Source organism: Nostoc sp. ATCC 53789, from assembly GCF_009873495.1.
Classification (GTDB): domain Bacteria; phylum Cyanobacteriota; class Cyanobacteriia; order Cyanobacteriales; family Nostocaceae; genus Nostoc; species Nostoc muscorum_A.
This window is the reverse complement of record NZ_CP046703.1, coordinates 3,094,599-3,109,075: the sequence shown is the minus strand read 5'-3', so window position 1 is coordinate 3,109,075 and position 14,477 is coordinate 3,094,599. Positions and strand designations below refer to the sequence as shown.

Annotated in this window: 12 protein-coding genes; 7 read left to right on the top strand and 5 right to left on the bottom strand. The window is 41.5% G+C overall.

Annotated elements, in window-relative coordinates:
- Positions 1 to 179 precede the first annotated feature (179 nt).
- Entirely contained in the window at positions 180 to 497 is a 318-nt protein-coding gene (locus GJB62_RS12770; RefSeq protein WP_114084657.1) for a HetP family heterocyst commitment protein, read from the top strand.
- Positions 498 to 807: 310 nt separating this feature from the next.
- Here GJB62_RS12770 and GJB62_RS12765 read toward each other — a convergent pair whose 3' ends face one another.
- Entirely contained in the window at positions 808 to 1,191 is a 384-nt protein-coding gene (locus tag GJB62_RS12765; protein ID WP_114084656.1) for a sulfur transferase domain-containing protein, read from the bottom strand.
- A gap of 248 nt (positions 1,192 to 1,439) precedes the next feature.
- Positions 1,440 to 5,327, bottom strand: coding sequence for a PAS domain S-box protein (locus GJB62_RS12760; RefSeq protein WP_114084655.1), 3,888 nt, complete (start codon positions 5,325 to 5,327; stop codon positions 1,440 to 1,442).
- 947 nt (positions 5,328 to 6,274) lie between these two features.
- On the opposite strand from GJB62_RS12760, the gene GJB62_RS12755 reads away from it, so the two are divergent.
- Positions 6,275 to 6,526, top strand: coding sequence for a hypothetical protein (locus GJB62_RS12755; protein ID WP_114084654.1), 252 nt, complete (start codon positions 6,275 to 6,277; stop codon positions 6,524 to 6,526).
- A 529-nt stretch (positions 6,527 to 7,055) separates the two neighbouring features.
- On the opposite strand, the gene GJB62_RS12750 is transcribed toward GJB62_RS12755, so the two are convergent.
- The gene (locus tag GJB62_RS12750; RefSeq protein WP_114084653.1) at positions 7,056 to 7,289 is read right to left on the bottom strand and encodes a DUF4327 family protein; all 234 of its coding nucleotides are present in this window, start codon (positions 7,287 to 7,289) and stop codon (positions 7,056 to 7,058) included.
- Between the two features lie 300 nt (positions 7,290 to 7,589).
- Here GJB62_RS12750 and GJB62_RS12745 point away from each other — a divergent pair, with 300 nt between their 5' ends.
- A complete protein-coding gene (locus GJB62_RS12745; protein WP_114084651.1) occupies positions 7,590 to 8,822 on the top strand; it encodes a cysteine desulfurase-like protein in 1,233 nt (410 codons plus the stop codon).
- Positions 8,823 to 8,951: 129 nt separating this feature from the next.
- On the opposite strand, the gene glp is transcribed toward GJB62_RS12745, so the two are convergent.
- Together glp and GJB62_RS12735 are read right to left on the bottom strand one after the other, a co-directional pair.
- The gene (gene glp / locus GJB62_RS12740; RefSeq protein ID WP_114084650.1) at positions 8,952 to 10,217 is read right to left on the bottom strand and encodes a gephyrin-like molybdotransferase Glp; all 1,266 of its coding nucleotides are present in this window, start codon (positions 10,215 to 10,217) and stop codon (positions 8,952 to 8,954) included.
- Between the two features lie 49 nt (positions 10,218 to 10,266).
- Entirely contained in the window at positions 10,267 to 10,893 is a 627-nt protein-coding gene (locus GJB62_RS12735; protein ID WP_114084649.1) for a PEP-CTERM sorting domain-containing protein, read from the bottom strand.
- Positions 10,894 to 11,098: 205 nt separating this feature from the next.
- On the opposite strand from GJB62_RS12735, the gene GJB62_RS12730 reads away from it, so the two are divergent.
- From GJB62_RS12730 to GJB62_RS12715, 4 genes are all read left to right on the top strand, one after another.
- The gene (locus tag GJB62_RS12730) at positions 11,099 to 11,656 is read left to right on the top strand and encodes an RDD family protein (protein ID WP_114084648.1); all 558 of its coding nucleotides are present in this window, start codon (positions 11,099 to 11,101) and stop codon (positions 11,654 to 11,656) included.
- A 43-nt stretch (positions 11,657 to 11,699) separates the two neighbouring features.
- On the top strand, positions 11,700 to 11,894 hold the full coding sequence (gene rpmG, locus GJB62_RS12725; RefSeq protein ID WP_094333178.1) for a 50S ribosomal protein L33: 195 nt from the start codon (positions 11,700 to 11,702) through the stop codon (positions 11,892 to 11,894).
- 2 nt (positions 11,895 to 11,896) lie between these two features.
- Positions 11,897 to 12,112 carry a 30S ribosomal protein S18 gene (rpsR, locus tag GJB62_RS12720; protein ID WP_012411240.1) on the top strand — a complete coding sequence of 72 codons (216 nt, stop codon included), beginning with the start codon at positions 11,897 to 11,899 and terminating at the stop codon, positions 12,110 to 12,112.
- Positions 12,113 to 12,416: 304 nt separating this feature from the next.
- A complete protein-coding gene (locus GJB62_RS12715; RefSeq protein WP_114084647.1) occupies positions 12,417 to 14,477 on the top strand; it encodes a ribonuclease R family protein in 2,061 nt (686 codons plus the stop codon).

Genomic DNA, 14,477 nt, shown 5'->3' with positions numbered 1-14,477 from the left:
AGTTTTAGCATAATCAAACCAAATGTGTAAGCAGATTAAAGGCTGGTAAAACAGTCACTGCTAAAATTATCATCCGTCGTCGTTGTATTGCAGACATACTACTCAGCCCAATTCAAGCAGCAGCTTATGGTGGCATAAACTGATACACCTCGATTTAGATAACTTACATCAGGTTAGCTATGAACTACCACATTTCTTCTTCTGGGAAAAATTTTCACAAAGCCATTAGTCCAGAACAATTAGAGCAAGTTATGGAAGCTATTAGTGATGGTCGATATTCCTGGGCTTGTGTACTAATTTTGCGTTTCGTTGGTTACAATCCACTCCACTTCATTCCCCAACGAACTTACAGCCGTTTAATTAAAGATAATAGCCAGGTTTCAAATTCGTCTACATCTACAAAAAATCAGAGCCAAGCAAATATCAAATCTTCTGTGACTAGCTCTAGTGGTTTTTACCCCACCCTAACCCTCCCCTTGGAAAGGCGAGGGAACTAGATTTCCGGCTTCCCCCCAATCTATCGGGGGGATTGAGGGGGTAATTTGACTTGTGGCCTTTTTAAGGGGGGTTGGGGGGATCAAAAGCCTGTGGCGCAACTCTAGAAGACTTGTGTGTACACCGTAGCCTAAAAAGAGAGAGGTCAAACTGTATTGCTTCCATTCGAGAACCGCTATAGGAATCAAGAGAATAGAGAATTCCGATCCATAACTGATAGTGTAGCGCTAGCGATGTGGGGGTTTTTGCACCGAATTAATTATTAATTCTTAATCCTGAATTCTTTATATTAAAAATAAATTTAATTTATAATTATATCAAGCCTAAAGTAATAACTTTTTGCAGGGCTTTTTCAAAAGTTATGCCCTGTTTAATAGCGATATACAACAATACTATTGCGGCGGAACGAATTGAATTATCACAATGTATCAGAGTCGGTTTGGGTAATTCCGCGATCGTTTGATATATCTGGAGCATACTTTGATGATTAATGTCTTCAGTTTTGGTTGGGAAGTTAACGTAGTATAATCCCAAAAACTCAGTCTTCTTATGTTCGTCAGCTAACAAGCCTGTTTCATCGGGTAAACGTAAGTTCAGTACAGACTTATAACCCTCATCAGCTATTTGTTTGAGCTGGTCTAGTGTAATTTGTCCAGCGATCGCTAACTGATCGTTAATCTTCCTAACAATATTCATTAGCTACATTTATCCCATTTTATCAATCTTGGCCACCCTCTAAATTTAAGAAAACAATTTGAGGAACTTGTGAGGGATAGGGCATTGGGAATCAATACTTGTCGGTTAAGGGGAAAAGGGGAAAGGGGAAAGGGGAAAGAAAAAACCTTTAACCTTTTCCCCAAACCCAATTCCGAGTTAAAAATTCTTAACCGAGCAGTATTGCATTGGGAATTAATTCTTACCAATACACAATACCTACTCATAGCTCATAACTCAGCACTGCCTCTAAATAAGTTGTGTAAACTTTTCAATAATTCTCTGGCCGTATAGGGTTTTGATAAAACTGCTTTCATATTAGCATCAGAAGCTTGAGCAAATATTTCCATCGAGTTCAGTCCGCTACAGGCAATAATTTTAACCTGGTTGTTCATTTTTTGCAGGGTGCGAATAGCGGTGATTCCGTCCATCTCCGGCATCATTATATCCATCAACACGGCATTGATTTGATGCTTGTATTGGGCATAGAGTGCGATCGCTTCTATGCCATTGCTGGCAGCTAGTATCCTATAGTTATAGTTTTCTAAAATGATTGCAGCAATTTCTCTAATTTGTGCTTCATCGTCTACAACTAAGATCAATTCTCCCTCTCCTGGAAGGACATCCAGGTCTTCTATCTTGAACGCTTCAGTTGCTTCCACTGCTGGTAAAAACAGGTTAAATTTGCTGCCTTTACCAACATTGGTAGACACTTTGATAAAACCGGCATGGCTTTTAATGATGCCTAACACTGTTGAAAGTCCGAGTCCTGTACCTGTGTTGACTTCTTTTGTAGTGAAAAATGGCTCAAAAATTCTATCTAATATTTCTGGTGGTATCCCAACTCCATTATCGGCAACGGTAATCATAATGTAATGCCCAACTTGGGCATCGAGATTCATTCTGGTATAAGCTTCATCAATAAACTTATTTTCTACAGAAATTGTGATCTTGCCACCATCTGGTAAAGCATCGCGGGCATTTACTACCAGATTCATCAACACTTGATGCAGCTGTGTGATGTCCCCAGTGATAGCCCAAGTGTCTTCTGGGATAATCGTGGACAATTCAATAGATTTGGGAAATGTTTCTTTAACGATTTGGATAATTTCTGAAATCAGATACTTAACTTGGATAATTATCCGCTCTCCTTTAAATCCTCGCGCAAATGACAAGACTTGCTTCACTAAAGCTGCTCCACGTTGGGCGTTGCTTTCTACAAGTGCTAGCAGTTGTTCAGACCGCTCTTCGTCTTGGAAAAATTTTCCTTGGATCAATTGGGCTGCTGCCAAAATTGGTGTCAATATATTGTTTAAATCGTGGGCAATACCACCTGCAAGGATACCAATACTCTCCAATCGTTGAGCGCGAAAGAACTGTTCTTCAAGTTGTTTCTTTTCGGTGATGTCAGTGTCAACACTCAGGATAGATTTAGGTTTTCCTTCAGGATCGCGCATCAATGTCCATCGGCTTTGCACAACAATTTCTTTACCGGATTTTGTCACTTTAGATAACTCACCTTGCCACGAGCCACTCTCAATTACACTTTTTAGCGGTACTTCCAGTTGATGCTGGGTTCCTGCTGGGTACAAAATTTTCCGGAGGTCTTTTCCTATAACCTCTGTAGAGAGCCAACCATACATCCGCTCTGCACCTTTATTCCAAACTAATATTTGAGATTGGAAATCTCTAACTAATATGGCATCGGTGGCGATATCAAGTAGAGCGGCTTGTTCGGAAATTTTTTGTTCCGCCAGCTTGCGCTCAGTGACATCCCTATTTGTGCCGATCATCCGAATCGGTTGACCAATTTCGTTATAGTAAGTCTGACCTTTACAGTTTAACCAGTGTAGGCTGCCGTCGGGCCAGATAATCCGATACTCTATAGATCCCTGTCCTTCCGCAATCATCCGAGCTATATTCACAGCCACAGATTCCCGGTCTTCTGGATGGATTAAATTGAAATAATCTTCAAGGCTTGGACACAAGGTGTTGCTCGGTAGACCATAAAGTGGCCCCATATTGGCAGACCAAATACAAGTATTGGTGATCAGGTTCCGATCCCAGATGCCCATGTGGGCTGCTTCGGTAGCTAAACTCAATCGCGCTTCACTTTCTCGCAATGACTCTTCTGCCAATTTACGCTCGGTGATATCTTCGGCGATACCACCATAGTATGGAACTTTTCCTTGGTCATCATAGATAGCAAAGCCCCGATCCCAGATCCAGCGCATCGATCCATCAGGTCGCAAAATTCGATATTCTATTGAAACCAACTCACTAATAAGCTGTTGCTTTGCTGCAATAGTTAAGCAATCGCGATCGTCTGGATGAACGTTATCTATCCAGGACTCAGGTTGCTCCAATAGACTTTGGCAAGAGCGACCCCAAATTTTTTCATAGGCAGGACTAACGTACAAAGTTCGGAATGAATCTGGGCTGGCAATCCAGATGACTGCGTGGGTATTTTCGGCAAAAGTGCGAAATTTTTCCTCACTTTGGTGTAGTGCAGCTTCGGCAAGTTGGCGTTGCTGTAACGCGGCTTGCTGTTCGGTAATATCTCTGCCTACCCCTTGAATTTCAACAACTTCCCCTTTGTCATTATGAATTGCGATCGCATTCCATTGAAACCAACGAATACCTTTAACTGTAAATATCAGTCGCTCAGAATTAGTCAAGGGTTGGGATGAAGATCCTAAAGCTGTGATATTATCCATCACTTGAGGCAAGTCATCTGGGTGAAAAAATTGCCAAAATGACTGACCATGATACTCATCTTGTTTCCAGCCAAAGGTTTGACAGGCAGCCATGTTAGCGAAGGTAATCTGCCCCTGCAAATCAATGCGGATAATTACGTCAAGTTGACTTTCCACTAGTTGGCGATAGAGGTTTTCGCTTTGCCGTAATGCAAGTTCTGCGCGTTGGCGATCGCTAATTTCTTGTTGCAACAAAACGTTGGACATGGCAAGTTCTGCTGTCCGTTCCGCTACTCGTTGTTCTAATTCATCGTAAGCTTGGCGCAGTGCTTCCTTTGTCTGTTGACGTTCGCTAATATCGCAAAGTAACCAGCGCCAGCCAACAAGATACCCTTGTGAATCGTACATGGCAGCAACTCTAATGCTAGCCGGAAAAGCTTTGCCTCCGCGCGGTTTTAGGGAAACTTCCCACTCCTGTAACTGCTGCGAATTATTTAGTCGGGCGTTAAAAGCCTGATGGTCTTGATGAGCAATAAATAAAATTAATGGTTTGTTTCGCAAATATTTTTGCCGGACAGCCAGCATGGTTGCTGCCGCTCGATTAGCCTCTTGGATAATCCCTGCTACATCAGTTACCAAATAACCATCTGGAGCAAATTCAAACAAATCCTGGTAACGTTGGCGCTCCAATTCTACTAGCTCACGGGCAAGAGACAACTCTTCGTTTTGTTCGCGTAGTTCTTCTTCCACTACTTGGAGTTCTTCGAGAGCTAGCTGAAGTTCCTGATTCACTTGCATGATTTCAGCCGATTGGGACTCAACCCATGCTTTTAAGTGATTTTGAGTTTGGCTGCGGACTTGCTCTATCTCAATTGGCTGATTAACCCGCCTGAATTCATCTGTGGGTTTTTGTAAATATTCTTGCAAGCCTTCAACGACCCCAACCATTTTTACCAAGTCAAATGCTTGTAGCAGGCTAGTCTGGGTAATGATTCCTAGTAATTGCCCGCGATCGTCCAAAACGGGCAAATAGTCAGTCTGATGCTGACGCAATAATGACAAGGCAATGAAAATATCATTAGAATCTGATTGTCTAAGGGTAACTACTGGCTGCGTCATCACTTCAGCCATTGTTAGCGTGGATAAGTCTACTCCAGAAGCTATAAGTTTGATTACATCCTTTCCTGTAAAAATACCTAATAATCTTCCTGCCTCCAAAACGAAGATGCAACTAGTTAGTGGTTGAGTTCTAAAGCCTAAATCTAATGAATTTAAACTAATAGGTGCATAATTGCTAGCTATTTCTTGACTCATTAAGGCAATAGCTTCGACTACAAAACTATCAATGCTAATCGTTAAGGGAGAACGATTAATAACATTATTTAAGCTAGGTATGTTAATCAGAGGATCGTTGAATCGCATAGTTAATTCGTCAATTCTAATGATCTTTTTGATATCAGTACGAAATAATAAAAGCTAAAGTAAGTAAATTGTTGAAAATCAATAATTATTCTGCTGCAATTGCTAATAAATCAACTATTTGCGCTGTAAACCTTACAAGACCTAACACAGGCGATACGATACAAGTTAGTAACTAAAGCAGGAAGTAGATAGAATTTTAGAATTGCTAAACTCATTCTATTGTCAAATTAGAGATAGCAGATCATCTATCTCAAGAGATTACCCTAATTGATGGTCTTGGTAGTCTTATGAGTATGAAATCTTTGAAATTAATTGAAGAGTGTAAAGATTAAAACTTTGCTCCCGAACATTTGTACTTTTGGCTTTTATTGATAAGGCTCCAGCCACACTTTCAAGAGACAGAAGCCTTAAAGGAAAAGGGTTTGACATTTTTATCAGAAAAATGGGTTTAAAACCCCGTGTTTACTTCGGCTACGCTCAGTAACCATCCAGCACGGCTTTAAAGTAATGAGTAAGGAGTAATGAGTAATGAGTGGATAAAAAATGGGTATTTACTCATTACTTATTACTTATTACTCATTACTCATTACTCCAGAATCACCGTGCGTACCCTTCTCCTGACGGAGACGCTGCGCGAACGGGAACGCCAAGGGCGAACACGGAGGTGAGGATGTCAATCAATCATAGCGAGTTGCACGCCACCAGTAAGGCTGCTCTTAAGTCCCATATTTATAGATAATTAGAGAATTTCTCAATAGCCTAAAGTTATTACTTAAAAAGTATGTATAAATATTGCAAAAATATTAAGTATCTTAAATTTCCTCACAAGTTACTCATTTTTTTAAACTATAGTCAAAATATAAACAAGTTGTTTTAAATATCTACGTGCTTGTCAACTGACTACTCTGATTTGCAATAACACTTTTATTAACAGGTTTGAGAAAAATATGAATTACTGTCCTTGCTGTTCAAGCTTACTTTTAGAACATATACGCGGTGCAGATAGTTACTGGTTTTGTCGCCACTGCTGGCAAGAAATGCCAGTTTATAACCTGAATGAATCCAGTTTATTCACCGAAGCTGTTATAGGGAAAATACCTAGGAAGCCTCAAAAAGAAAAATGTAGAAATAATACTGTTTACGCAAGCCAATGGCAACCTATCAAAGAATGGATAGGGCTACAAGATTTATCTGCCTAATCTCAACTTAATGTGATTTTTTTAGTATCATTTAGCTCTCAATAATTTGGCAAGTAATTGTCATAAAGTGTAAGGCTATAGTTCAACCTTGAGGTATTAACTGACACGGCTAGAAATATCAAGTCTAAAAAAGCTTGATTTTCGATTGTTATCTCATTTATCGCCTCTACATAGGAATGGCTAATAGATGCCTTGCCTCTAGTCAGCCATTAACAATTCGTAATTCGTAATAACGCTAGCACTGGTTCTCTGCTATTCTCCAGCACCTAACCCGCTCATTAAGATTTATTGTTGACTTCAATAATCTCTTCTAGGACTTACGCAAACAATAGTCAAAACCCTGATTCTCTGGTAGGGGCAATTCATGTAGACGCAAAGCGGCTTCCCGCAGGGTATTGCTCCTACAATATGTAGTTTTGTGTAAGTCCTATCTTGTTTAAAACCCCCGACTTAATTCGAGGGTTTTAAATGCATGAAAAATGAATTTTTAATTTTGATTTTATCGGGATACTGCTATGGGGCACTGCTTCTAGATGCAGCCTGTATCATCTTCCCAAGATTCATGATTGAGTAGGTCGATAATTCTATCTCTGAGTAGAAATTCGTTTTTTTCTAACTCAAGTTCAAAATTAACCCAGTCACGATGAGGAATATATTTACACAGGGTATAAATCGGCTGCTGACGGTTAACAAGTCTCTTTCTAACAAGTTGAAGTGCTTCTTCCTTGATAACTTCGATGTCGTATTTAACCGTAGTGTTCATAGGTCGTTCCTTTATTTTCAATCAAGGAATTAAGAATCAAAACAATGGTTTCTTTGACTCTACCTTAAACTTATCAAATAAATTAGCGAGAATTGTGAAGAATCAAGACATTAACTCTTGCTGGAAGTGAGATATCTCAGTAAGATACTCTTTGAGTTTCCCAGTATACCCCCCCAAGAGAGATTTTTGCAGAGCAATAACGCTAATATAAGAAGCTGTAAATAGCAGATGTAGATACTCTTTGGGCGACTTACCAAAAGGTAGGTTAGGGTAAATAACATTCTCTACAAAACTTATACTATGCTTTTGAATCTTGATAAAGTTCGTCAATATTTTCCTGCACTAGCTAGTGAATGGACTTTTTTTGATAATGCTGGCGGTTCACAAACTCTAAAAAAAGTAGTAGATAGAATTAGCGAATTTCTCCTAAGTTCCGATGTCCAGTTGGGAGCTTCTTATGCGGTTTCTCAACTTGCGGGAGAAAGATTAGCTTTAGCAACTAGGGGAATGGCTACTTTGATTAATGCCAATTCTTCTAAAGAAGTAGTGATGGGCCCATCTACGACAATGATGTTGAAAGTTCTCTCCATTTGTCTAGGTCAAACCTTTACATCTGGTGATGAGATTATTGTTACTAATTGTGACCATGAAGCCAATATTGGTGCTTGGGTGGCTTTGGAAAAACAAGGAATTAAGGTTAAAGTATGGCAAATTCGCCCAGATACCTTAGAACTTCATTTAGCAGATTTAGAACAATTGATGAGTCAGCGCACCAAATTAATAACTTTGACTCATGCTTCTAATGTTCTGGGAACTATTAACCCAATCAAAGAAATTGCTACATTTGTACACGATCGCAACGCGATGATTTGTGTAGATGGTGTAGCTTATGCACCCCATAGATTAGTTGATGTGCAAGATTTGGATGTTGATTTTTATGCTTTGAGTTGTTATAAAGTCTACGGGCCACATCATGCCTTACTTTATGGCAAAGAAGAACATTTATTAAGATTGCCTGGACTTAATCATTATTTTATTCAACAGACAGATATACCTTATAAATTTCAGTTAGGGAATGTCAATTTTGAATTAAGTTATGGAATGTTAGGCTTATGTGATTATTTAAGTGAATTAGCACAACTGCACTACGGCGATAAAACTGCACCTGATTTGAGAAGTCAGATGGTGCAAGCATTTGATTTAATTAGCATACATGAAGAAGAACTTAGCGATCGCCTTCTAAGCTACCTCAACAGCAAGCCTAATGTCCGAGTAATTGGCCAACCAAATGCTGACCGTCAATGCCGTGTACCGACTATATCTTTTGTAGTAGATGGAATGAATAGCTCAACCATTCCGCCAAAAATTGACCAACATCATATTGGGATTCGCTACGGAGACTTTTACGCTAAACGGCTTATTGAATACTTGGGGTTAGCCTCACAAGGTGGAATAGTGCGGGTGAGTATGGTACATTACAACACCCTTGAGGAAGTTAACAGCTTGATTGAGGCTTTTGAGCAATTATTTTAAAATTGGGGAATGGGGAAGAAGCAAGGGAGCAGGGGACAAGAGGTGAGAATTTGAAACAAGTCTTTCCCCTTGTCCCCAATTCTCCTTGTCCCCTTGTCCTCTTCCCAATTCCCAATTCCCTATTCCCAATTACCCATTACTAAGCTGCAAAACTTGCACTTCTTCCTGTGGGTAAATTAATGTTTTACCCACCGGGAGAACAGCTAAAGCATTAGTTTGAGCCAAATTAATTAAATTTCCAGAACTGTGACTACCACCAGCTTTGTGAAATTCATAAACACCATTAATTAAATGCAATTTACCCCAAAGGTAAGTTTCCCGCTTGCCATCCGATCGCAATTCATCGTGCGATCGCACTTTCAAAAATACTGGTTCGCAACCTTCAGTAATTCCCGAAAGTTTCTTGATTGCTGGTAGCACAAACCGCCAAAAAGTCACTAACACAGCCGCAGGGTTTCCTGGTAAACCAAAGTATAGGGCTGAGTGGGGAGAGACGCGATTAATCGCGTCTCTACTGGGAAAAGTGGCGACAGTAAGGGGTTTCCCTGGTCTCATTTCCACAGATCGAATGTGGATTTCTGCTTTTAGAGACTCTATAATTTTGTCAACATAGTCATAATCTCCCACTGATACACCACCAGAAGAGAGAACTATATCAGCGATCGCAACGGCATGGGCAATAACTCTCTCCAGAACAACTGGATCATCTTTCACAATCCCTAACAGTATTGGTTCTGCGCCACTCTCCTTTACCAAAGCCGCCAGCGCATACTGATTAGAATCCACAATTTGCCCTGGTTGTAGCGGTTGTTCAACATTCACCAACTCATCACCAGTGGAAAAAATTGCCACACGTGGACGGCGGTAAACATTTAATTGCGGACATTGTGCTGCCGCCAATACAGCTATTTCTGAGGCATTTAACTTAATTCCGGCTGGTAACAGTTGTGTTCCAGCTTGGTAAAAAGATGCTTTGTGTCTGACAAATTCTTGCGGTTGTGGCGCAGCCAGGACAAATACGCGGTTTTCCTCACGGCGTGTCCTCTCTTGGATAACTATAGTATCTGCACCTGCTGGAATCACCGCACCTGTAAAAATCCGCGCGGCTTCTCCTGGTTGAATCGTAGATTTGGGCTGATACCCAGCCGGAATATCTTCAACAATTTCTAAAACTGCTGGTTGTTCGGCGCTAGAGTGCTGCACATCTTCGTACCGAACTGCGTAACCATCCATTGCCGAATTATCCCAATGGGGAAAATCTAGCGGACTGGTGACAGGTGTTGCCAAAATGCGACTATCGGCTGCCAATAAATCTACAACTTCTGTATCCCGTTGATAATCCAACGGTTGTACTAAATTTAAAATAATTGCTTGTGCATCGCTGACTGATACCATAGCGATCGCCTCCGACTTTTTACTTCATCTCTGTAAAGTAGCACTGAGTCTACTCTTGGTTAGCTTTGGAGAGATTTTTATGAGCAGTCAATCCCAAACTACACACTGCTAATAAACCTATAATTATGCTTCCTTCGGGAACTTGGGATACCTGAACGGAATTGTTACTCAAATCTAGTATTTGCTTTGTCCCTGCTGCATCTCTATTGTTAAAACCAAATTCTTTAGCTAGAACCTCATCGCCAAAACCTTCATCTATGAGTGCAAGATTATTATTAAGCCAGGTGTCGCCAGGAAGTTCATCATCCTTACCAACATCAAAGGGGCCAAAGATTTGCTGAGTAGTGTTATCAAAGTTAAATCTCAAAAAGCTATAGTTAGACACACTATTAACCACTGGAGTGAAACTATTGATCAGAGTACTAAATGGATCGAAGAAGGAAATTGAGAGAGACTGCAAGTTCTTCGTGGCTCCCAAACCTGCTTCAGAAATAACGCTGGGAGCAGTTGTCGTATCGTAGTTAAATGAACCTTGAGCTGAATAACCGGTGTCTCCCTTCCAATTAAAGTTAAACTCAGCAGCATCAGCTAGATCGTGAGTGGTTATAGCGATCGCTAATGCTAAAGCAGTAGTCGTCACCATCCCAATAGCTGTTTTAGCAAACAGATTTGTCATAGATACAACTTCCAAATAGGTTTTACAACAAAACAATACAATATTTACCAAAAACAGACTCTTGTGGAATTAGCAACATAAATGCCCTAATTATGGAACTTTTGTCTGTATGTAAGGGTTTAAAGGCCAAACCCAAATCATCACCTTAATATAAAAAACAGGAGCAATGATTATTCTCCAACCCCTAAATAAAAATACTTAATGTATGACTATCGAACGACTTCCCCAAAAACACTATCCCAAGGCTGAGATTGGGCGGCGAGGTATGGCATTAGGGCTTGATTTCCTTGGTGTCTGGTTAGTCAGTTCTCTACTTGGAGGAGGCGATATTGGGATTCAATTTGTGCAAATCCTAGTTTTTGTCATATTCTGGCTGATTTTGCGGGTGTTGGTGGTATACAACAATCAAGGGCAAAGTTTAGGGCGTTGGGCGTTCGATTTAAAGGTGTTGGAAGTCGAAGATGGGGAAGTCGTGGGCAGAATTCCAGATTTGCTCTCACTGGTAAAGCGAGAATCGATCATCGGCTTGGGTGCGCTTTTGGTGTCAATTGCCCTGAGCAATATTAGAGCCAATCCCACTGCTATACTGCTAGTACTTCCCCTAGCAATTGATTGTGCGACTGCCTTATCTGATACCCAGATGCGGCAGGCTTTACACGATCGCTATTGTGGAACTTTCATTGTTTCGTCGCGTCGTGGCTACTCACTTGATATAAAAGTTAAAAGATTAGTTGAAAATATGCGGCGGAATGTGAGAAGATAGTCATTTGTGTTAATTCTCTTCAGGCTTCACTGTTTGTAAGATTATGGCTAAGAGTAAAGGTGCCCGCATTATTGTGACACTAGAGTGTACTGAGTGTCGGACAAATTCAGATAAGCGTTCTGCTGGTGTTTCACGTTATACCAGTACCAAGAATCGCCGCAACACCACTAACAGGCTAGAACTGAAAAAGTTCTGCACCCACTGCAACAAACATACCGTTCACAAGGAAATTAAGTAGAGATGAGTTATTTCCGTCGTCGTCTTTCTCCGATCAAGCCAGGAGAACCAATCGATTATAAAGATGTTGATTTATTGCGTAAATTTGTCACCGAGCGGGGTAAAATACTGCCACGGCGGATTACTGGGCTTACGTCTCAGCAACAGCGAGAGTTGACATTAGCAATTAAACGTTCGCGGATTGTGGCCTTGTTGCCATTTATCAATGCAGAAGGTTAGATCAATTTTGGATTTGGAATTTTAGATTTTGGATTATTAAAGGGAAGCTGTATTTAAATAAACATCTGGCTTTGTCTTTCTGAGTCCAAAATCTCAAATCTGAATCAGAGAGTGTAAAATGAATTGCTGCATGAAAAATTGTTGGATTTAGGATTTAATAAACACCAGTTATAAAATCCCTTCGGGTTCAGCAGTCGCTCATGGGGGAAACCCCCAAGACCGCGCTGCTTCACCAAAATCCAAGTTGCGCTGTAAGCGCACCAAAGGTGGAATCAAAATCTAAAATTATTAGAGCGCGAGAGTTGTGGAGAAGGGCACGCTAGTTGAATTTAGGGTTCAAGGCGATCGCCGTCTGGGGATCGTAGAACGTCCAGACGGTAAAACCCGCTGGTTTGTGGTAGACGAACGTGGTCAATCCCACAGCCTCGCGCCTAGACAAATAACTTATACAGTTACCGGACAAACTTACAAGCCCTCTGAGATCGCGAGCTTTTTAGAGCAAGTCAACCCTTATTTAGACCCATCTAGCTTAGAGGTAGCTTGGGAAATACTGGTTGAAGATGGGGAAACAATCACCCCAGACCTGATGGCGAATCTCTTATTTTCCGAATCAGCCGCGCCTCATTGTTACGCCGCCTATTGCTTGTTATCAGACGACAAACTTTATTTCAAGCAAAAAGGAGACGCTTACGAGCCGCGAACTGCTGCTCAGGTGGCAGAACGTAAGCACCAAATGGAAGTAGAGGCATTAAAAGCTAAAGGACAGCAGGAATTTTTAACTCGTGTTGAGCAGGCGCTCAAAGGTGAAGCAGTAGAATGGCAGCGCCACGATCGCCAGCGTCTAGAAGGACTAGAAAAATACGCAGCGTTGCTTGCTGACACAGTGCGGACGGGAGTTAATTATGACTCATTAGCTCGCGCTTATCCGCCAAGCGCTCCAGTATTAGAAACTATGACTATGCTGGGACGGCCCACAACGCCCCAAGGGGCTTTTCAACTATTAGTAGATTTGGGTTGCTGGAGTCCTTATGAAAACTTGTTCCTGCGTCGTTCTTCAATTCCGATTCAATTTCCTAATAAGGTGTTAGAAGTGGCGCAACAGCGTTTGGATTTCCCGCCGATTGACTCAGATACAAACCGCCTTGATCTGACTCACCTGAAGGTTTACACCATTGATGATGAAACTACCACAGAGATCGACGATGGTCTAAGTTGGGAAATTCTGCCCGATGGACGGGAGCGCCTGTGGGTGCATATCGCCGATCCCACTAGATGGTTAGTGCCGGAAGATGAGTTAGATTTGGAAGCCAGAAAGCGGGGTAGTACAGTCTACTTACCTACGGGAATGATTCCTATGTTCCCAGAGGTATTGGCAACTGGGCCAATGAGTCTGATCCAGGGACGGGTTTGTTGCGCCCTCAGCTTCGGAATTATTTTAGGTACAACTGGGGGAGTAGAAGATTACAGCATTCATACCAGTTCCATTAAGCCGACTTATCGTCTCACCTACGAAGATGTAGATGAAATGCTGCAATTACGGGTACAGGCAGAACCAGAAATTGCTGCAATCGCAACTTGGGCACAGAAGCGCAAAACTTGGCGTTACGCTCAAGGGGCAATTAGCATCACAATGCCCGAAGCGATGATCAAAGTCAAAGGTGACGAGATCAATATTGATATTTTGGACGATTCCCCATCACGGCAAGTAGTCGCAGAAATGATGATTGTTGCCGGTGAAGTTGCGGCTCGTTATGGTAAAGCTCATAACATACCTTTACCCTTTCGCGGTCAGCCCCAACCGGAATTACCCCCAGAAGAAGAATTACTGCTACTTCCAGCCGGATTCGTTCGCGCTTGCGCCATGCGTCGTTGTATGCCCAAAAGTGAAATGAGCATTACGCCTCTGCGCCATGCTGGTTTAGGTTTGGATACTTACACTCAAGCAACATCTCCCATCCGGCGTTACAGTGATTTGCTTACCCACTTTCAGCTGAAAGCCCATTTGCGCGGTGAAGTTCTGCCATTTTCCGCAGATCAACTTAAAGAAGTGATGATGAATGTCACCAGCATTACCCAAGAGGTGACGATGGTAGAACGGCAAACCAATAGATATTATGCTCTAGAGTATTTACGCCGTCATCCAGAGGAAACTTGGGATGTAACTGTATTGATGTGGCTGCGAGAAGACAGCAACTTAGCCCTAATTTTGATCGAAGATTTAGGTTTGCAGTTACCAATGGTTTTCAAACGTTCTGTGAACTTGGGCGAACAGATAGTGGTGAAAGTTAGCCATGCCGATCCACAAAAAGATATGATTCAGTTTCAAGAAATAGTTTATCAAGAAGCCCAAACAGCGGCGAATTAA